The organism is Erwinia persicina NBRC 102418, assembly GCF_001571305.1.
Classification (GTDB): Bacteria; Pseudomonadota; Gammaproteobacteria; order Enterobacterales; family Enterobacteriaceae; genus Erwinia; species Erwinia persicina.
In genome coordinates, this window is sequence record NZ_BCTN01000006.1 from 129,348 (window position 1) to 148,598 (window position 19,251).

The window sequence follows — 19,251 nt, forward strand, 5'->3', positions numbered from 1 at the left end:
CAGGATGCAGACCTGAATGTCCTGAAAACATGCCCTAACCTGGGCAATGATGCTGCAACAATGACAACAGCCAGCGCTCTGCCTGCTCAATCATCTCCTGTTCGCTGGAGCTATTTAGCGTACGCAGCAGACGTTGCAGGTAAGGATCGGTGCCCTCACCGTCGATTTGATAATTCCCCTGCCAGCACTGCAGCAGTTTTCCCCGGGCTTTTTTCAGCGTGGCGTCATCGCGCAACAGCGCGCCTGTTTTTTCGTCAAAACAAGCCTTTAGCCAGGCACCACCGGATGCGGTCAGCAGCAGCGGTATGCACATGCCCTGACGGTAGCCTTCAACGTAACGGTTAAGGTGCTGCATCGCTTCACTGGCAGCCAGAGGGGCAAAACGCCACTCGCTCTCCTTACGTCCCAGCATCGTACTGCTGCCGGTGCCGCCCAGCGCACAGTAGACCAGATGCTCAAGCCACAGTGTCAGCCCGTCATTAAAGTTAAGCATCCCCGGCCGCCAGCGCAGCAGGCCACTGTCCTGCACCTGGGGCAACCAGCCGCTGAGGGCCATGTTCCCCACAGTCAACTGAATCTCCCAGCTTTCTGCCGACGCCCGCAATGCCCGGACGCGACCGGCCAGTTCACGCATTTCCTGCTCCTGCTCCTGCCAGAACAGTTCACCAAAGGCACCGTAAGGCAGCACCCCGGCGGCACGCTGGCGGGCATACAGCCGTTCGCTCTCGTCGCCCTCAATCAGGCTGTTCAGCAGTTGCATGTTCACCTGATAACGGCTCAGTCCCTGCAGGGAAAACGGCTCGGCATCGGGCAGCCCGGTCTCCTCAAGATGGAAGCTGACCCCAAGCCGCAGGCTAAAGAAAGCCCGCACCGGATGCCGCCAGAAACGCACCAGTTTGTCAAAACTCAGCGTATCAGAGGGTTCGTCAGGTAACGGCTGCATAAAAGGCGGGTGTGCTGTCCCCTTCGCGCTGGCAGCGGGCAGCCACTCGGCGGCAAAACTGCGGAATTCAGAACCCGTACTGAAGTTTTCAGGCGAGAAAGGCATCCGGGTGTGCAGATGGTGCAGATGCTTCACCACCTCGTCGGCACTGCTGTCGACATCGCGTTCGCGATCCTGTTCCAGACAGAAACTCTGACTGATGTACTCCACTAATTCACTGACCAGCACCGACGGATAGCGCTCCGTGTTGTCCTGAATCGAGCGGCCGATATAGCTGATATAGAGCTGCTGCTGCGCCGAATTGAGTGCCTCAAGAAACAGATACCGGTCATCGTCACGGCGGCTGCGATCTCCCTTCTGCGCCTGCTGGCTCATTAAATCAAACCCCAGTGGCGGCAGCGTGCGCGGATAGACGCCATCGTTCATCCCCAGCAGGCAGACCACCTTGAACGGAATAGAGCGCATCGGCATCAGCGTACAGAAGTTAACCGGGCCGGCGAGGAAACGCTGGCTGATGCGTTGCTGATCCAGACGTGAGGACAAATCATCACGCAGCAGCGCGAGCGGCACTGCCTGCTGATAGCCTGCCTCAATACCATAGGTGATCGCCTGCTGCCACTGCTCTTCAATCAGCGCTAGGGCCGCTTCCGTTTCTGCATCGCTGGTAAAGAAGTCATCCAGCATCTGACGGCACAGCGGCAGCCAGTCCTGAAGCGCACGGGGTTCACTCAGCCACTGCCGCCAGCGATTAAGCTGCATCAGCAGTTCCGCCAGGTTACCCGCCAGTTCCGCGATCAGGCCGCTGGACTCGTCGTAGGGCAGAATGCCCTGCCAGTCCCCTGCTTCACTGTTCATGGCGTAGCCCAGCAGCATCCGCGTCAGCCCGAAATGCCAGGTGTGCTGACCGGTCGCGGGCAGATCCAGCTCACGCACGCTGTCATCATCCAGCCCCCAGCGAACCCCGGACTCCGCTACCCAGTAACGCAGCAGACGTAATCCCTCTTCATCTATCGTAAACCGGCTGGCGACGGCAGGAACTTCCAGCAGCCCCAGTACGTCCTCAGCAGTAAAGCGGCTTTCCGGCAGGCTGAGCAGAGAAATAAATGCCTGTAATGCCGGATGGGCCTGACTGGCACGACGGTCAGAAATAGCAAACGGCAGCGCGCGCTCCGCTGGCGCATTGCCAAAGACGGCCTGAATATAAGGGGTATAGGCATCTATATCGGCCACCATCACGATAATGTCGCGTGCGGTCAGCGTGGGATCGTCTGCCATCATCGCCAGCAGCCGATCCTGTAATACTTCGACCTCACGTTGCGGGCTGTGGCACAGGTGAATCGCTATGGAGCGATCGTCCGGTGCCAGTACCCGCTTGCTGCGGCTGTGAGACCAGTCGCTCTGTTTAAGGCCAATGGCCGCATGGTCCTCCAGTTCCAGCAGATCGCGCTTCAGCGTATGAAGCAGGTTATCCGGTTCAATATCGACAAAGGCAAAGACTTCGTTGGGTTCCATCTGTGCCAGGAGATACAGGTTGTCACGCCCCAGCTTGCCCCAGGAGGCCAGCAGCGGGTTACTCAACTGCTGCTCTCCCCCCTCGTTAAACAAAGAGGACGCGGAATCACCGTCGAGGAACTGAGGGATCTCACGGTTATCCTGGTAATGGCGTCGATGGCGGCTTTGCAGTTTAGCGAGGAAAGCGTAATCCTGAATGTCACCCCAGTAGTGGCGGCAGGGGTTGGTGAAAAGCAGATGGATATCAATATGTCTGCCCAGTGCCTGCAGGGCCTGCAGATAGACCGGAGGAAGTGCGGAGATACCGCAGATAAACACGCGGTCGGGCAGACTGGCCGGACGCTCAGCACTGTTTTCCAGCCTGCTGATAAAGCGCTGATAGAGATTGGCGCGGTGCCACTCTGGCTGGCCGAGTTGATGGGTGTACTCAACCAGGGCAGCCCACAGCGGGGCCTGCCAGCGCTGCGCCTCGCCCAGGCCATCAATCAGCTGACCTTTTTCCCAGCTGTTTAACCAGTGCGGGCGGTAAACCAGATACTGGTCAAAGAGATCCGCCACGCGTGAGGCCAGTTGGAACAATTTACGACTGTCATTGTCTTCGGTGAGATAGTGGCGCAGCATCTCAAACTCGTCACCCGACAGCATGGCAGGCAGGATCGCCATCAGCTTCCAGCTCATACTGGATTTATTAAATGCGCTCTCTTTCGGAATTTCCGGCAGGATCCTGACAAACATGTCCCAGATAAAACTGGCGGGGAGTGGAAAGTCAATATTAGCCGCAATACCAAACTCTTCAGCCAGTGACATTTGCAGCCACTGCGCCATGCCCGGGCTTTGTACCAGCACCACTTCAGAACGCAGCGGATCGCCCAGAGGCTGATTCTCTATCTGCCAGCACGCCAGCGTCTTGAGCAGATCCAGCTGATTCGAATGGTAAACGGTAAACATACACACACGCCCTTTAATAATACGCCGGAGGCTACTTTACCCCGTTACGCCCGGCTTGAAAATGTCATGGTTCAGTCAGCGTGGTCATCACATTGCAGTCGCGTCAGTTCTGCCGCTCGCCCTGCAGGACTGATGGCTTTCGCCGTAACCAGCCGGCAGCCACCGGGGCCGCTGCGTGAGTGTAGTTGTGTCTGCCAGCCTGCGGTCTCTTTTCCCTGTAAACGCTGGAAGGCATAGCGCCAGGCTTCACGCTGCTGCCATTGTCGGTGAAACCCCTGCCCTATTGCCTGCTGATACCGCATCAGGGCCGTGTAACTGAGGCTGAAAATCAGCAGCGCGAACAGGACTTCGGGCAGGCTGGCCCCTCTCTGGAGCAGACGATTATTCAACATGGCAAGCCTCTCCTGCGGCTAACGGGCAAAAATCCAGCCAGCCGTGGGGCTGGGGGTGAATCGCCCCATTGTCGCCCGGACGGATCCAGCGCCAGAGCGCCAGCGTGCCCGGACCGCTATCAGCACGGAGCAATAATAGCGAGGACGCCACACAGGCACGCCAGTGATACTCAGCCTGATGCTGACACTGCCACTTTTGCGCAGCGGGCCAGCGCAAACGCTCCCCCCAGGCAAGTGCGGACATTGCGCCGGTAAACTGCTGGATATAACGTCGTTCATCTCCCACCAGGCTCATCGCATCACTTAACTGCCGCCGGGTAGCGTGCAGCATCAGAGTTCCCATTAACAGAACGATCATCACCGCGATCAGGGCCCCGCTGCCGCGCTGCATCACCAAAGACATCACAAGTTCTCCGCCGTTAGCCAGTGCTCCAGATCGAGTCTGATATCCGGAAAACGGTACGTAAATCCACTCAACATCACTTTCACCCGTCGTCCGCTGCGGATCACCTGAAACGCGCTAATACCACTGGTGCGCGGGTCGTTTAATCGCTCCCAGCCACTCCCCTGACAGTCCGTGACACCACGCTGTGCCTCCAGACTGGATGCCCGCAACCGGTAGCCCCACACCTCACTGTTTTCATGCCCTGCGGCCTCCCACTGACCATTGCTGTTTTCATCCCAGCGCACCAACAGGCAACCGCTGGCAACCCGTATGCCCTGCATCCCGATCCCCTGGCAGCGCCCGTGGCAGTAACCGGCCCGCCGCACGGCTTTTTCCAGGGTATGCATCATCTGCTGCAGTTCTTCATAGAGCTGAGCCCGGAGCATTAAGCGTAGATTTTGTGACTGCAGCTGCGGTAGGGTTCGCATTGCCCCCACCATCAGTATGCTGCTGACAGCCAGGGCGATTAACGTTTCCAGCAGCGTAAACCCCTGCGATTTCACCGGCACGCCTCCTCTGTCTGCCTGCAGGTACGCACCCGCCCGCGAGAAGAGACAATGATGCGTCGCTCCCCGGCCTCACTGGCAATAACGATACTGCCGGGACGGGCCGTATTGTTGAGGCCATAGAATCCCATACCGGCCGTGAGCGAACGGATGTTAACGCCGGCATGCGGTGCCAGAAGGGTGTGCCTCAGGGAACGATCGCACCTTACCGGTCCCGCCCCCAGACACCAGCGCGCCCCCCGCTTCAGCCAAAGGATATGATCGACATTATGCCAGTTGGCATCGCTGCGTAGCCGGAATAACAGACGCTGGATCTGCTGCGCGCTGTCATTGAGCTGCTGGCGCTGCTGCCAGCGCTGCCAGCCGCTCCAACCACTCAGACTGAGCAGGGCAAGCAGAGTCAGCACCACCATCATTTCCAGCAGGGTAAATCCATTAAGGTTTTGCTTTTTCATGAACGGCATTGTGCGCTTTTAACCCGCAGGGGCCAGCGCCTGTTCGCGTTATTGCGCGACGTCATGCAGAGTGATTGCCCGCTTGCAGGCATATTCATTTACGTTGAGAGGAAGATTCCAGAAGGGCAGACAACTGTGGGGGGGCACCGCGTCTGGCGATGACGCCCCCGGGAAAGGGGGCGGTACGCCTCAGATCGCGACCGGTGCTTTAATGGCCGGGTGCGGATCGTAGCCTTCAATCTCAAAATCGTCGAAACGATAGTCAAACAGGGAGGCCGGTTTGCGTTTGATGATCAGTTTCGGCAGCGCACGGGGTTCACGTGACAGCTGCAGGCGCGACTGTTCAAGGTGGTTACTGTAAAGATGGGTGTCCCCGCCAGTCCAGACAAAATCACCCACTTCCAGGTCGCACTGCTGTGCCATCATATGCACCAGTAACGCATAGCTGGCGATATTGAACGGCAGGCCAAGGAAGATATCGCACGAACGCTGATAAAGCTGGCAGGAGAGTTTACCGTCGGCCACATAGAACTGGAAAAAGGCATGGCAGGGTGCCAGCGCCATCTGATCCAGCTCACCGACGTTCCAGGCTGACACAATAATACGGCGAGAGTCCGGGTCGCTTTTCAGCTGTTCAACCACCTTTGTCAGCTGGTCAATCTGTGCCCCGTCAGGTGCGCCCCAGCTGCGCCATTGCTTGCCGTAAACCGGGCCAAGATCGCCATTTTCATCAGCCCACTCGTCCCAGATCGACACCTTATTTTCTTTCAGGTAAGCAATGTTGGTGTCGCCATTCAGGAACCATAACAGCTCATGAATAATGGAGCGCAGATGACACTTCTTGGTGGTAACCAGTGGGAAACCTTCCTGCAGGTTGAAACGCATCTGATGACCAAAAATCGACAGTGTGCCGGTACCGGTACGATCGTTTTTTGGTGTGCCCTGATCGAGCACGTGCTGCATTAACGCCAGATACTGTTTCATTTTTCCCCACGAACCTGAGTCTGCGGGCGACGACGATACGCCCAAACCATCATAATCACACCAGCCACAATCATCGGTATGGAGAGGATCTGCCCCATACTGATACCGCTGAACAGACCAAGCTGCTGATCAGGCTGGCGGAAGAACTCAACGATAATGCGGAACGCACCGTAACCAATCAGGAACAGCCCGGACACCGCACCCATCGGACGGGATTTGCGAATAAAGACGTTGAGAATAATAAACAGCACGATGCCTTCAAGGATCAGCTCATAAAGCTGTGAAGGATGGCGCGGCAATACCCCGTAAGTCGACAGCAACTGCTGCCACTCAGGGTGAGTCGCCACCAGAGCGATATCTTCGCTACGGGAGCCCGGGAACAGCATCGCCCACGGCAGGTTCGGATCGACACGTCCCCACAGCTCGCCGTTAATAAAGTTACCGAGGCGACCCGCGCCCAGACCGAACGGGATCAGCGGTGCCATGAAATCAGCCACCTGGAAGAAATGACGTTTAGTGCGGTAAGCAAAGATCATCATCACCACGATCACCCCAATCAGGCCACCGTGGAACGACATACCGCCATCCCAGACTTTGAACAGATACAGCGGGTTGTCGAGGAACAACGGCATGTTATAGAACAGGACATAGCCGATACGCCCACCAAGGAAGACGCCAAGGAAGCCCGCATACAGCAGGTTCTCCACCTCTTCTTTTTTCCAGCCACTGCCCGGTTTGTTAGCCCGGCGCACGGCCAGCCACATCGCGAAAACAAAGCCCACAAGGTACATCAGTCCGTACCAGTGCAGAGAAACTGGCCCGATGGAGAAAATCACCGGATCAAATTGAGGGAAAGCCAGATAGCCGTTATTCATCTTTCACCATTGTTAAAGTCAGTCCTGACAGGCAGCCGCGCAAGGAGGGGCTGCATAAGGCGCGCATGATAGCATAATGCGAATTACTGCGTTCTCAGCTAACTGTAAACTTTATTAAGCAGGCTGCAGAGGCAATGACGTTTCAGCTGTTTCGGTTGCCACCCGTCTTAAGCCAGCCAGCGCGCAGACCAGCAGAATGTGCAGATAATAAATCAGGATCGGCGCCTGAGCCATGAGGCACCGGCAAACAAAACAGCCCTTAAGCCCCTTTCACCTGCCGCCGCGAATCAGCCCGCCCAGTCCCCGTCTTTCCATGAACGAGGCCACCTGATGCCGCACTTCGGTGGCGAACTGCGCTTCCAGTCCACGTTGCGCCAGGTGTTGTGCCTCTTCCTGGTCGAGATGCCTCAGCAGGTATTTCACGCGCGCCACGTTGCGGCCGTTCATACTGAGATGGTGGTATCCCATACCCACCAGCAGTGCTACGCACATCGGGTCACCGGCCATTTCACCACACAAACAGAGCTCGATTCCCGCGCGTTGTGTCTCTTCTGCAATACTTTTTAACGCACGCAGCATGGCCGGATGCAGACTGTCATACAGGCTGGCCACCCGGGTGTTATTTCGATCGACCGCCAGCAGGTACTGCGTCAGATCGTTGGTCCCGACGGAGACAAAGTCCACCCGGCCTTTTAGCTGACCAATCATAAAGATCATCGACGGCACTTCAACCATCACACCAATGCGCGGCTGCGGAATGGCGTAACCGAGCATCTCTTCCACTTCACGCGCAGCGCGGGCGATCAGGCGTCTTGCCTCATCAATCTCTTCCAGGCTGGTGATCATCGGCAGCAGGATATTGAGATTATCACTGGCTACGTTGGCGCGTAGCATGGCCCGGAGTTGTACCAGGAAAATTTCCGGCTGGTCGAGCGTCAGGCGGATGCCCCGCCAGCCCAGGCACGGGTTCTCTTCGCTGATCGGCATATACGGCAGCTGTTTATCCGCCCCGACATCCAGCGTACGTAAAGTGACGGGTTTATCGAGGAAGAGCTGCAACATGCCCTGATATTGCGCCACCTGCTCTTCTTCCGAAGGGAAACCGTTTTGTAGCATAAAGGGAATTTCGGTGCGGTAGAGGCCCACGCCATCTACCCGGTTACCCACCATCTGTTCATGCTCTGCGCTCAGGCCGGCGTTCAGCATCACCTTGACCGGCTCGCCGCTTTTGAGCGCGCCAGGCAGGAAGACAAAATCCTCCGCCAGCAGGCTCAGTTCATTCTCTTCACTGATCAGACGCTGGTATTCCTGCACCAGCACCGGTTCCGGATCCACCAGCAGTTCGCCACGATAGCCGTCAACGATCAGCAGACGCCCTTTCATCAGCTCAGGCTGAATGTCGGCCCCCATCACGGTAGGGATCCCCATCGCCCGAACCATAATAGCGGCGTGGGAATTCGCGGCCCCATCGCGCACCACCACGCCCGCCAGCCGGTCACGCGGCAGCTCGGCAAGGGTGGTTGCCGTCAGTTCATCGGCCACCAGCACAAAGCGCTCGGGCCAGGTATTGGTACCCTGCACCGTGTCATCGAGGTGAAACAGCAGGCGCTGCCCCAGCACACGCAGGTCACCGGAGCGCTCGCGCAGGTAGCTGTCCTGAAGGCTGGCAAACTGGGCGGCGAACTTCTCGATCACCTTTTTAACCGCCCACTCGGCGACGGAACCGGCGTCGATTTCCGCCAGCAGATCTTTTTTCAGCCGGGCGTCGGTTAACAGGTGCGAGTAGAGATCAAAGATCGCCGCACTCTCTTTATGCATACTGGCGGTGAAACGCTTGCTGTAGCGGCGAAACTCACTGGAAGCTTCACTCATTGCCAGCGCCAGTCGTTCACGCTCTCTGACCGTATCGAGGGTTGAAGCCGCAAACACATTTTCCAGCGAGGGTTGGCTGGAGTCGACCCAGCCCTGGGCGACGGCCACGCCAGGCGCGGCTGCCAGAGCACGGATACGGGTTTGCCGGTATTGACCAAACAGGGCATTCAGCTGGGACTGAGAGAGAATGGCCGCCATCTGAGTGGCCAGCGTAACCAGAAATGACTCTTCACTTTCATCAAACTGGCGGTGCTCACGTTGCTGAACCACCAGCACACCAAGCAACTGGCGACGGCTGATAATCGGCACGCCAAGGAAAGAGCGAAAACGCTCTTCCTTTACGGAGGGGATGTATTTAAAACTTGGGTGACTCTGCGCATCAGCAAGGTTAATCGGCTCGGCCAGACGCCCCACCAGCCCGACAATCCCTTCATCAAAGGCCAGGGCGACGGTGCGCCCACGCGGCTTTTTTAGCCCACGCGTAGCCATCAGGTAGTAGCAGCGACGATCGTGATCCGCGAGGTAGACCGAACACACTTCGGTTTGCATCGCCAGACAGATTTCGTTAACCAAAATGTCCAGCGCCTCGGTAAGCCGGGGCGCTGCCGCCACTTTCTCAACTATTTCGCGTAGCTGTGTGAGCATAATCTACGTGGCTTAACCTCTCTTCCGTCGAAAACCTGGCGCATTTCGTTGTACGGCATTCTCCTGCAGGGGCATAACCACGCCGGCAAACTCTTTCATCACGCGTCGGTAAACGTCGCGTTTAAAAGAGACCACCTGGCGAACCGGATACCAAAAGCTCACCCACCGCCAGCCATCAAATTCTGGCGTACTGCTGGTTTGCATGTTGATATCCGCGTCATTGCACATCAGCTGCAGAAGATACCACTTCTGTTTTTGGCCGATACAAACCGGCTTTGTGTCCCAACGCACCAAACGTTTTGGCAACTTATATCGTAACCAGTTACGGGTAGATGCAAGGATGCGGACATCCTTGCGGTTCAAACCGACTTCCTCGAAAAGTTCGCGGTACATCGCCTGCTCCGCCGTTTCTCCAGGGTTGATACCGCCCTGGGGAAACTGCCAGGAGTGTTGACCGTAACGTCTGGCCCACAGCACCTGTCCCTGCTTGTTACATATTACGATACCAACATTCGGGCGGTAGCCATCATCATCGATCACCGGACTACCTCAAACTAAAACTGGATGTTCTGATTGTTTCATACTCCTTACAGACGGTAAACCACTGGTTTCAGGCGAGGTGACGACGCCAGGCTGGGATAACTCGCCCAATTTGGCAAAGTTATAAACAGAAACACGAATAAAAGGGCGATCTTATTCACGTTTTCTGTGGATAGCTTTGTGCAGAACTCTGTTAACAGGTGGGGAAAACTTTCTCTCACTCTTAAAGCGCTGTTTTTTAAACTCAGAATAAACCCATAGGAATCATTAGGTTTTAACGTTAACCACAGCATTTCCCCCGGTTGTCATTCGTTTGTCATGTGACCCGGATCGTCAACTGGTGAAAGATCGAACGCTGACGACGTTATCCACAGAATAAGCAGATTATGTGGGCATGAAAAACGCAAAACAGGGTAAAAACAGCGCCGTCAAGGCTGTAAATGGAAACAGTATTCGTGCAGAAAGGAAGTTATCCCTCTTTTCTGTGGATAAGTACCCTCGTGATCCTGTTCATTGTCGGTGGCAACCCGGGTAAAACTGTCGGAAGCGGGCTTTTTACAGGGACGAAGTGCAATAAAAAAACACGAGTTATCATGCTATTATTGGTGTTTTCCCCAGATAAGTGAGTCAGATTCGCTGTGTGGGCAAAATGTGTCTATTTTTTAAACACAATACAGGTCTGATTATGACTGACCCTCATCACATCGTTCCACCTCCACAGGATGAGGAGGAACTGCTGGCCCGCGCCTCTGCACTGGCAGGATATACGCTGGGTGAACTGGCGCAGCGGATTTCACTGCCCGTGCCGCGCGATCTTAAGCGGGATAAAGGCTGGGTGGGCATGCTGCTGGAGCGCTATCTGGGTGCCAGCGCAGGCAGTAAACCCGAGCAGGATTTCGCCAGTATCGGCGTTGAGTTGAAAACCATTCCAGTGGACGCCAGCGGTCGCCCCCTGGAAACCACGTTTGTCTGCGTCGCCCCTCTGACCGGAAACAGTGGTGTCACCTGGCAGAACAGTCACGTCCGCCATAAACTGACGCGGGTGCTCTGGATCCCGGTGGAAGGAGATCGCGCCATCCCGCTGGCGCAACGTCACGTGGGCGCGCCCCTGCTATGGAGTCCGGACGCCAGTGAGGAGCAGCGCCTTCAGCGCGACTGGGAGGAGTTGATGGACATGATCGTGCTGGGCCAGGTCGAGCAGATTACGGCACGTCATGGAGAAGTACTGCAGATACGCCCCAAGGCGGCGAACAGCAAAGCGCTGACGGAGGGTATCGGCCGCGATGGCCAGCCGATCATGACGCTGCCACGCGGCTTTTATCTAAAGAAAACCTTCACTGCGCCGCTGCTGGCACGACATTTTCTTCTTTAAGAAATTGCATCAAAGATTTTCCCACTATCGTCAACCTTGCGTATAATCGTCGTTTAGCTTTTGTTTAAGTTTAAGGTGTGCTTTTAACATGTTTGAATGGATTGCCGATCCCAATGCCTGGCTCGCGCTTGGCACGCTGACGATCCTCGAGATTGTTCTCGGGATAGATAACATTATTTTCCTCTCGCTGGTCGTCGCCAAACTGCCAGCGCATCAACAAAACACCGCCCGACGTATTGGTCTGGCCGGCGCGATGTTAATGCGCCTTGGTCTGCTGGCCTCTATTGCCTGGGTTATCCGTCTGACGGATCCGTTGTTAACCCTGATGGATCACGCGTTCTCGGCACGAGACCTGATCCTGCTATTTGGTGGACTGTTCCTGCTCTGGAAGTCGAGCATGGAGATTCATGAAACCATTGAGGGCGGGGGAAGCGAACACACGACGAAAGTGCATTCGTTTTTCGGAGCCATCGTGCAGATCATGGTACTGGATATCATCTTCAGCCTGGACTCGGTGATCACCGCCGTCGGCCTTTCAGATCATCTGATTATCATGATGGCCGCCGTGGTGATTGCCGTGCTGGTGATGATGTTTGCCGCCCGGGCCATCGGTGAGTTTGTTGACCGCCATCCGTCGGTAAAAATGCTGGCACTGGCGTTCCTGATCCTGGTCGGATTCACTCTGATGCTGGAAAGTTTCAGTATTCACATTCCAAAAGGCTACATCTACTTCGCGATGTTCTTCTCCATGGCCGTGGAATGCCTTAATCTGGCACGCAATAAAAAGCGTCCGCTATAAGATAATGTCCCTGCCCGTCCCCACTGGTCGGGCAGGATACAATGTGAGCAATATGTCAATGGTATGCTGTGCGCAGCGTCTATTTTCAGACTCATACTATTATCGTTACAGGGAAAATAGTTTATTACTACACTGATACCGGTTGAGTAATAAACATTAGGGAGACAAGTATGAAGTGGATTTTGGGTGCAGCAGTCGTCGGCCTGGCTATGTTAACGTCCGGATGCAGCAGCGACTACGTCATGGCGACCAAAGAAGGCAAAATGATTATGACCGATGGTAAGCCGCAGATCGATAAAGAGACTGGCCTGGTGAAATATACGGACGATAGCGGTCATGAAAAGCAAATCAACGGTGATGAAGTCTCATCCATTGTTGAGCGTTAAGCGCATATTGCCACCTGACCCGTGCGGTTAAAGGTGGCTTGCTAAAGCACTTCCCGATAAATCCCCCCTTCCCCCGCCCGTTCAGCACGGTTATAGTCAAAAACCGGGTTTTCGGTGCGACACGTGCCAGCCCCAGGCAAAAAGCCCCTGTTGCGGACGCCCTGATGTCCCTGACCTTTGAATAATGAAAAAGGAAGCCGGCAATGCATTATCACCGTATCCCCCACAGCACCCTGGAAGTCAGTACTCTGGGGTTGGGCACCATGACGTTTGGTGAGCAAAACAGCGAAGCCGACGCCCATGCACAACTGGATTATGCCCTGAGCCGCGGCATCAACCTGATTGATACTGCCGAAATGTACCCCGTCCCGCCACGCCCGGAAACGCAGGGTCTGACCGAGCAGTATATCGGCAGCTGGCTGGCGGCACGCGGTAATCGCGATAAGGTCATCCTGGCCTCTAAAGTCTCCGGGCCGATTCGTGGCGCTGATGCCTCCATCCGTCCGGGCCAGGCGCTGGATCGCAAAAATATACGCAGCGCGCTGGATGCCAGCCTGAAGCGGCTGAATACCGATTATCTCGACCTGTATCAGTTGCACTGGCCGCAGCGCCAGACCAACTGTTTTGGTAAGCTGAACTATGAGTACACCGACAGCGCAGCAACCGTAACGCTGCTGGAAACACTGGAGGCGCTGACTGAACAGGTGCGGGCCGGTAAAATTCGCTATATCGGCGTGTCGAACGAAACGCCGTGGGGCGTAATGCGCTATCTGCAACTGGCGGAGAAACATGAACTGCCGCGTATCGTCAGCATCCAGAATCCCTACAGCCTGCTGAACCGCAGCTTTGAAGTCGGTCTGGCCGAAATCAGCCAGCATGAAGGCGTCGAGCTGCTGGCCTATTCCAGCCTGGCCTTCGGTACACTGAGTGGGAAATACCTTAACGGTGCACAGCCTGCCGGGGCGCGTAACACCCTGTTCAGCCGTTTCAAACGCTACAGTAGCGAACAGTCTGTCGGGGCCATTACCGAGTATGTCGCCCTGGCGAAGCAGCACGGACTGGATCCCTCGCAAATGGCACTGGCCTTCGTACGCCAGCAGCCGTTTGTCGCCAGCACCTTACTGGGGGCGACCACGCTGGAACAGTTGAAGATCAATATCGACAGCTATGATGTCACGCTGAATGAAGAGGTCATGGAAGGACTGGAAGCGATCCATCGTCGCTTTACCTATCCAGCGCCTTAATCCGGAAGCCACCGCCAGGGCACGCTTGCGCCCTGGCGGTGTGGTATTACTCTCTCAGAGCGAGGTCGTCACTTTACGTTTCTGAGCCAGCTGCCAGCCCCACAGTACCGCAATCGCCAGGGCAAAAAGTGCACCGAAGCCCACACCTGTCGCCACCGGCGGCGCACCGAACTTAATCGCCAGCGTATAAAGTCCGAGCATCAACAGCATCGCGGTATTTTCACCCAGATTCTGTACCGCGACGGCATTGCCTGTGCCAACGGTATCTTTCCCACGCATCTGCAACAGCGCATTCAGCGGCACCACAAAGAAGCCGCCGAGCATACCGATAATCACCAGCAGCACGTAGGCATTGATGGCCTGATGCTGGAGCGAGAAAGCCAGTACCGCCATGCCAATCAGCACGCCCGCAGGCATACAGCGGCCGACGGTTTTCAGCGTCACCAGCTTCGCCGCGGCAATGGCCCCGAACACGATACCAATGGCCACCATGGCGTTCAGCAGCGTCGGCGTTTTATTATCGCTGATACCCAGTGCCACCGGCACCCAGAGAACCAGCAGAAAACGCAGCGTGACACCCGCCCCCCAGAACAGGCTGGTGCCCACCAGGGAAAACCGCGTTTCGCCATCACGCCACAGCGTGCCGCAGGCGCGGAAGAAGCTGGCTGACATACGGGCAGGGTGCCAGGACTGACCCGCGCGCGCCGCATCCAGTTTAGGGATCAGCACGTTTGCCGCCACTGCCAGCGCATAAGCCAGTACGCAGGCCGCCAGGGCGGCCGTCAGGTTCCAGTCAGCCAGGAATCCCCCGGCCACAGAGCCCAGCAGAATAGCGGCAATGGTTGACGATTCCATCATCCCGTTGGCCTTCACCAGCGTTTCCCCGCCAGTCAGTTCGCCCAGAATGCCATACTTCGCCGGTGAGTAAGCCGCAGCACCAATCCCCACCAGACTGTAACCAAGGAACGGATCAAACCCAAAGCAGATCACCAGGGCCCCCAGCAGCTTTAGGGCGTTGGCAAACATCATTACCCGCCCTTTGGCAAAGCTGTCCGCCAGCTGGCCGACGAACGGGGCCAGAATGATATAAGTCGCGACAAACATCATCTGCAACACCGGCTGACTCCACGCCGGATAGACCAGCGACTTCATCACGGCCAGCGTGGCAAACAGCAGCGCATTATCGCCAAACGCGGAGAAGAACTGCGCGCCAATCACTGCCATCATGCCCTTCGACATCAGCGGCTGGCCATGCGCCTGAGAAATTGTCATGCCTGTTCCTCCGGCTTTTCAGCCATTTCACGCAGGGTAACGAAGTCCGGTTTACCGCTGCCCAGCAATGGCAGCTGCGACAGAACGCGGATATCACGGGGGATCGCCAGCTCCGGGCTGCCCAGCTCGCGGGCGGCACGGGTCAGTTGTTCACGGGTCAGCTGCGCATCAGTAGTAAACAGCACCAGCGCCTCACCGCGATTGCCGTCCGGTTTAAGGGTAGCCGCGTGCTGCTTATCTTCCGATGCTTTACGGGCAATCATTTCGACGATCTCCAGGGAAACCATTTCTCCGGCGATTTTGGCAAAACGCTTCACCCGTCCCTGAATCTGGCAGAACCCACCGTCATCAAAACTGACGATATCACCGGTGTCATACCAGCCCGCTTCCATCTGCCCTTCTCCGTTATCCGCCTGTGGCGCTTCCAGCACGCCAGGCCGCTCAACGCGCAGATAGCCTTTCATAATATTCGGGCCACGAAGTTGCAGCAGGCCGCCGTTGTCGATCCCCGGCACCGCAATCAGACGCGAATCCATGCCCGGCAGGATACGTCCGACGGTATGTGTTTTGGCCGCCATCGGCACGTTAATGGCCACCACCGGCGCACATTCGGTGACGCCGTAGCCCTCCAGGATGCGGATGCCATATTTTTCCATCCACAGCTCGCGCGTCTGCTCTTGCAGCTTTTCTGCTCCGGCCACGACATAGCGCAGGCGGGCAAAATCATACGGACTGGCGAAACGCGCATAGTTACCGAGGAAGGTCGACGTGCCAAACAGCACGGTGCAGTTACGGTCATAAACCAGTTCCGGCACAATGCGGTAATGCAACGGGCTGGGATAGAGAAACACCTGCGCCCCGGTCATCAGTGGCGTAAACAGTCCCACCGTCAGACCAAAGGCATGGAACAGAGGCAGAGCCGACATAAACCGGTCGCGTGGGGTGAAATCGGCAATAGTGCGGATCTGTTCCACGTTCGCCAGCAGACTTTTATGCGAATGCACCACCCCTTTCGGATGTCCTTCAGAGCCGGAGGTAAACAGCACCATCGCAGCCTCTTCCGGCTGCTGTGCGACCGCAGCCTGTGCTGGTGTCAGCAGATGTCGCAGGATCCACAGCTTGTCCTGAAACGTGACGGTCTCTTTCAGATCTTCCAGATAGATCCACTGCACCTGCGGGATGCCCTCCGGCAGGTGCCACAGTTTGCCCTTATCGAGGAACTGGCGTGAGGTAAATACGGTTTTGACTTCGGCGGCACTCAGGGCGCTGGTCAGCCCTTTCACCCCGGCGGTATAGTTCAGCATGGCCGGGATGCGTCCGCGCATTGAAGCCCCGAGAATCGCCGCCGCGGTGACGGTGGCATTCGGCAACAGCAGGCCGATATATTCCCCGGGCTGACTGTAGCGCTCCAGAATTCGACCGACCCCCAGCGCCTTTTTCAACAATCCCGTATAGCTGTCAGGTTTGAAATTGACGTCTTCCACACAGGGTTTAAACCAGCCATAGCGGGTACGCGCGGAGAGAAACGCCTGATACAGGGTTTCACGCGGGCGCACCGCCATGCGGGCTTCCATCATAATATGGTGAAGGTGTTCCCCCGCCAGGCGGCGGCGATCGCGCGCACGGGGTGCTTCCGGCATCGGGATGGAAGTGGCAGGCAGGACACTGAGAGTGATGCGCGGGAACAGGCGTCGTTTAAACACACCGGCCAGCCGGCCAAAGGGTGTGTACTCCGCGCCCTCAATGCGCACCGGCACCACGGTCGCCTGAGATTTTGCAGCGACGAAGCCCGCCCCATCATAAATTTTCATCAGCGACCCGGTGACGGTGATACGCCCTTCCGGGAAGATCACCACAGGGCGGCCGGTGCCGATCAGCCGCACCAGATGCTTGATGGACATTGGTTTTGTCGGGTCAAGCGGCACGAAATCAATCAGGGGACGCAGCAGGCGCATGTACCACTGCTCAGTGATTGACGAGTAGACGGCAAACACCGGCTTCACCGGCAGGAACACGGCCAGCAGGATGCCATCAATAAATGACATATGATTAGGGGTAATCAGTACCTTCTCTTTATACAGCCCTGAGAGGTCACCCGTCAGACGGGTTCGGAAGAGTATGCGAAAAAGGACGCGAAAGAATGTAAACAACATGCCGACTCCATAGCGGATCACAATTGTCCCTAACGATGCAGGATATGACAGCCCAACTCAATATGTGACTGAATATAAGTGGAAAAAAAAGCGAAAAAAAAATGCGCAACGCCCCCTTTTGGCGAAAGAACAGGTGACGCTCAGATCAGAGTAATAACGACATTCCTGTCATACAGGACAACATAAATAATGCATCTCCGAAGGGGGAATTAACGTTATAAACTCCTGATTATTCTCTCTTAACGTCATCATTTCGTTAACCCCGCGTTTTACAATAAAAACCCCCCCTGACTTCCTGAAAATATACGTCACTGACGCGGGCTTTTAAAAAAGTGTAATACGCTTGCCCATTAGTAAAATGACTAATAAGGAAGATCAGAATAACGGATAAAAAATATAAGATGAGCAATGCCGGGTATATACGAAGCAGATCAACCACGCCCCCTCTGACCTGACCAGAAAACTCAGGCCTCAGATCTTCGCGAACGGCGAAAATAGCCGGCATTATTCCCATTTGCCTTATCACTTCCACCCACCTCCTAAGGCTGCCATCAGCTGTACGCTGGTCACCCATTGCGTACTCTGTAACGTCAATGCACTCTGCTGCTGGCTCAGACTGGTATTCTCCGTTGTGGCGACATCCAGATAGTCGATCATCCCGGCCTGATACTGATTAAGCGTTACCCGTGCTGACGCCTGGGCCGACGCGGCGGCACGTGTCTGAGCCTGCATTTCAGCCTCAAAGGTATGAAGCGCCACCAGGGCGTTTTCTACCTCTTCAAAGGCGGACAGCACGGTCTGTCGATAGCTGGCAACATCAGCGTCATAGGCGGCTCTTGCCTGCTCCACCTTCGACGAGGTCGCACCAAAATCCAGCAGGGTTCCGCTCAGCTCTGGCCCCAGCGACCAGACACGATTGGGCAAGCTCAGCAGATGACGGAAGCTGGCACCTGAATAGCCGGCGCTGGCGCTGAGAGTCAGGTCCGGGAAATAACCGGCAATCGCCACGCCCACCGCCGCATTCGCCGCCGCCACGGTACGCTCCGCCTGAGTGATATCAGGACGGCGCTGAAGCAAATCCGCAGGCAGCGCATGGGGAATAGCAGGCAACGTGGCCTGCAAGGGTGCCACTGCCAGGCTGAACGCTGCCGGGGGTTGCCCCGTCAGCACGGCAATCGCATGTTCAAGCTGGGCACGCTGCCAGCTGAGATCCAGCGCTGAAGCGCGCGCGCTCTCCAGTTGGGTTTCCGCCTGGGCCAGCGTGCCGCGCGATTCACTGCCCGCCTGGTATTTGTTGTTAATCACCGTCAGATAACGCTGATAAGCGGCCACGCTTTTCTCATACAGCGCAATGCGCTGGTCGAGGATACGCAGCTGGAAATAGTCCTGCGCCAGCGTCGACTGAGCGCTGAGGGTCATGTTCGCCAGTTCGGCGGCGCTGGCACTGGCACTGGCGCGGTTCTCTTCCAGCGTGCGGCGCAATTTACCCCAGATATCCAGCTCCCAGGAGGCCGACGTCTCCAGCGAGTGACTGTTGCCGGTCGCAGCCCCGCTTCCACTGCTGCTGGCGGTGCCGCTGCGTGTCGAACTGCCGGTGGCCGTCACGGTCGGAAACAGGTCACTTCGCGATCCCGCAGCCAGCGCCTGCGCCTGCCGGTACTGCGCCTCATACTGAGCGACGTTCTGATTCGAAATTTTTACCAGGCGCAACAGTCCGTCCAGGGTGCTGTCGTGGTAAACCGCCCACCAGTCACCTTTGCTGATCTGATCCTGAGGTTCGGCCTGCTGCCAGCCTCGGGCTTCTTTGTAATAAAGTGACGTCGGCGTCGTCGGACGCTGGTAATCCGGGCCAACGGTACAGCCGCTTATCAGCAAAGCCAGCATAAAGGGAGTAATTTTATTCATCAT

Annotated in this window: 16 protein-coding genes; 4 read left to right on the forward strand and 12 right to left on the reverse strand. The window is 56.5% G+C overall.

Annotated features, from left to right (window positions below; translation table 11 throughout):
* Positions 1-34: 34 nt before the first annotated feature.
* The 9 genes from recC to rppH all read right to left on the reverse strand — a co-directional run bounded on the left by recC (position 35) and on the right by rppH (position 10,117).
* Positions 35-3,403 (reverse strand): exodeoxyribonuclease V subunit gamma, encoded by a 3,369-nt coding sequence (gene recC / locus EPE01S_RS08720; protein WP_062744246.1) that lies wholly within the window; start codon positions 3,401-3,403, stop codon positions 35-37.
* Positions 3,404-3,474: 71 nt separating this feature from the next.
* Positions 3,475-3,795, reverse strand: a complete 321-nt coding sequence (locus EPE01S_RS08725; protein ID WP_062744247.1) for a prepilin-type N-terminal cleavage/methylation domain-containing protein — start codon at positions 3,793-3,795, stop codon at positions 3,475-3,477.
* Complete coding sequence (locus EPE01S_RS08730) at positions 3,785-4,198, reverse strand: DUF2509 family protein (protein WP_062744248.1); 414 nt, start codon at positions 4,196-4,198, stop codon at positions 3,785-3,787. Before EPE01S_RS08730 ends, EPE01S_RS08725 begins: the two co-directional genes overlap by 11 nt.
* Positions 4,198-4,749 carry a prepilin peptidase-dependent protein gene (locus tag EPE01S_RS08735; RefSeq protein ID WP_062744249.1) on the reverse strand — a complete coding sequence of 184 codons (552 nt, stop codon included), beginning with the start codon at positions 4,747-4,749 and terminating at the stop codon, positions 4,198-4,200. Before EPE01S_RS08735 ends, EPE01S_RS08730 begins: the two co-directional genes overlap by 1 nt.
* Positions 4,740-5,201 (reverse strand): prepilin peptidase-dependent protein, encoded by a 462-nt coding sequence (locus tag EPE01S_RS08740; RefSeq protein WP_062744341.1) that lies wholly within the window; start codon positions 5,199-5,201, stop codon positions 4,740-4,742. Before EPE01S_RS08740 ends, EPE01S_RS08735 begins: the two co-directional genes overlap by 10 nt.
* Positions 5,202-5,390: 189 nt before the next feature.
* A complete protein-coding gene (gene thyA / locus EPE01S_RS08745) occupies positions 5,391-6,185 on the reverse strand; it encodes a thymidylate synthase (RefSeq protein ID WP_062744250.1) in 795 nt (264 codons plus the stop codon).
* Positions 6,182-7,060 (reverse strand): prolipoprotein diacylglyceryl transferase, encoded by an 879-nt coding sequence (gene lgt / locus EPE01S_RS08750; RefSeq protein ID WP_062744251.1) that lies wholly within the window; start codon positions 7,058-7,060, stop codon positions 6,182-6,184. The genes thyA and lgt overlap by 4 nt, the downstream gene beginning before the upstream one ends.
* A gap of 270 nt (positions 7,061-7,330) precedes the next feature.
* Positions 7,331-9,577: a phosphoenolpyruvate--protein phosphotransferase gene (ptsP, locus tag EPE01S_RS08755; RefSeq protein ID WP_062744252.1), complete on the reverse strand. Its 2,247-nt coding sequence runs from the start codon at positions 9,575-9,577 to the stop codon at positions 7,331-7,333.
* Between the two features lie 12 nt (positions 9,578-9,589).
* Positions 9,590-10,117 carry an RNA pyrophosphohydrolase gene (rppH, locus tag EPE01S_RS08760; RefSeq protein WP_062744253.1) on the reverse strand — a complete coding sequence of 176 codons (528 nt, stop codon included), beginning with the start codon at positions 10,115-10,117 and terminating at the stop codon, positions 9,590-9,592.
* A gap of 685 nt (positions 10,118-10,802) precedes the next feature.
* On the opposite strand from rppH, the gene mutH reads away from it, so the two are divergent.
* The 4 genes from mutH to EPE01S_RS08780 all read left to right on the forward strand — a co-directional run bounded on the left by mutH (position 10,803) and on the right by EPE01S_RS08780 (position 13,918).
* The gene (mutH, locus tag EPE01S_RS08765) at positions 10,803-11,489 is read left to right on the forward strand and encodes a DNA mismatch repair endonuclease MutH (RefSeq protein WP_062744254.1); all 687 of its coding nucleotides are present in this window, start codon (positions 10,803-10,805) and stop codon (positions 11,487-11,489) included.
* Positions 11,490-11,577: 88 nt separating this feature from the next.
* Positions 11,578-12,288: a TerC family protein gene (locus EPE01S_RS08770; RefSeq protein ID WP_062744255.1), complete on the forward strand. Its 711-nt coding sequence runs from the start codon at positions 11,578-11,580 to the stop codon at positions 12,286-12,288.
* Between the two features lie 170 nt (positions 12,289-12,458).
* Positions 12,459-12,674, forward strand: a complete 216-nt coding sequence (locus EPE01S_RS08775) for a YgdI/YgdR family lipoprotein (protein ID WP_062744256.1) — start codon at positions 12,459-12,461, stop codon at positions 12,672-12,674.
* A gap of 203 nt (positions 12,675-12,877) precedes the next feature.
* Positions 12,878-13,918: an NADP(H)-dependent aldo-keto reductase gene (locus EPE01S_RS08780; RefSeq protein ID WP_062744257.1), complete on the forward strand. Its 1,041-nt coding sequence runs from the start codon at positions 12,878-12,880 to the stop codon at positions 13,916-13,918.
* Positions 13,919-13,972: 54 nt separating this feature from the next.
* Here EPE01S_RS08780 and lplT read toward each other — a convergent pair whose 3' ends face one another.
* From lplT to EPE01S_RS08800, 3 genes are all read right to left on the reverse strand, one after another.
* On the reverse strand, positions 13,973-15,190 hold the full coding sequence (lplT, locus tag EPE01S_RS08785; RefSeq protein WP_062744258.1) for a lysophospholipid transporter LplT: 1,218 nt from the start codon (positions 15,188-15,190) through the stop codon (positions 13,973-13,975).
* Positions 15,187-17,343 (reverse strand): bifunctional acyl-ACP--phospholipid O-acyltransferase/long-chain-fatty-acid--ACP ligase, encoded by a 2,157-nt coding sequence (gene aas / locus EPE01S_RS08790; RefSeq protein ID WP_062744259.1) that lies wholly within the window; start codon positions 17,341-17,343, stop codon positions 15,187-15,189. Before aas ends, lplT begins: the two co-directional genes overlap by 4 nt.
* Positions 17,344-17,865: 522 nt before the next feature.
* Complete coding sequence (locus EPE01S_RS08800) at positions 17,866-19,248, reverse strand: efflux transporter outer membrane subunit (RefSeq protein ID WP_062744342.1); 1,383 nt, start codon at positions 19,246-19,248, stop codon at positions 17,866-17,868.
* Positions 19,249-19,251 lie beyond the last annotated feature (3 nt).

Coding starts and splice junctions, on each gene's coding strand:
- mutH (WP_062744254.1), top strand. CDS start 10,803: ATGACTGACCCTCATCACATCGTTCCACCTCCACAGGATGAGGAGGAA.
- EPE01S_RS08725 (WP_062744247.1), bottom strand. CDS start 3,795: ATGTTGAATAATCGTCTGCTCCAGAGAGGGGCCAGCCTGCCCGAAGTC.
- EPE01S_RS08740 (WP_062744341.1), bottom strand. CDS start 5,201: ATGAAAAAGCAAAACCTTAATGGATTTACCCTGCTGGAAATGATGGTG.
- EPE01S_RS08775 (WP_062744256.1), top strand. CDS start 12,459: ATGAAGTGGATTTTGGGTGCAGCAGTCGTCGGCCTGGCTATGTTAACG.
- EPE01S_RS08780 (WP_062744257.1), top strand. CDS start 12,878: ATGCATTATCACCGTATCCCCCACAGCACCCTGGAAGTCAGTACTCTG.
- lgt (WP_062744251.1), bottom strand. CDS start 7,060: ATGAATAACGGCTATCTGGCTTTCCCTCAATTTGATCCGGTGATTTTC.
- ptsP (WP_062744252.1), bottom strand. CDS start 9,577: ATGCTCACACAGCTACGCGAAATAGTTGAGAAAGTGGCGGCAGCGCCC.
- thyA (WP_062744250.1), bottom strand. CDS start 6,185: ATGAAACAGTATCTGGCGTTAATGCAGCACGTGCTCGATCAGGGCACA.
- aas (WP_062744259.1), bottom strand. CDS start 17,343: ATGTTGTTTACATTCTTTCGCGTCCTTTTTCGCATACTCTTCCGAACC.
- EPE01S_RS08770 (WP_062744255.1), top strand. CDS start 11,578: ATGTTTGAATGGATTGCCGATCCCAATGCCTGGCTCGCGCTTGGCACG.
- EPE01S_RS08730 (WP_062744248.1), bottom strand. CDS start 4,198: ATGTCTTTGGTGATGCAGCGCGGCAGCGGGGCCCTGATCGCGGTGATG.
- EPE01S_RS08800 (WP_062744342.1), bottom strand. CDS start 19,248: ATGAATAAAATTACTCCCTTTATGCTGGCTTTGCTGATAAGCGGCTGT.
- recC (WP_062744246.1), bottom strand. CDS start 3,403: ATGTTTACCGTTTACCATTCGAATCAGCTGGATCTGCTCAAGACGCTG.
- lplT (WP_062744258.1), bottom strand. CDS start 15,190: ATGACAATTTCTCAGGCGCATGGCCAGCCGCTGATGTCGAAGGGCATG.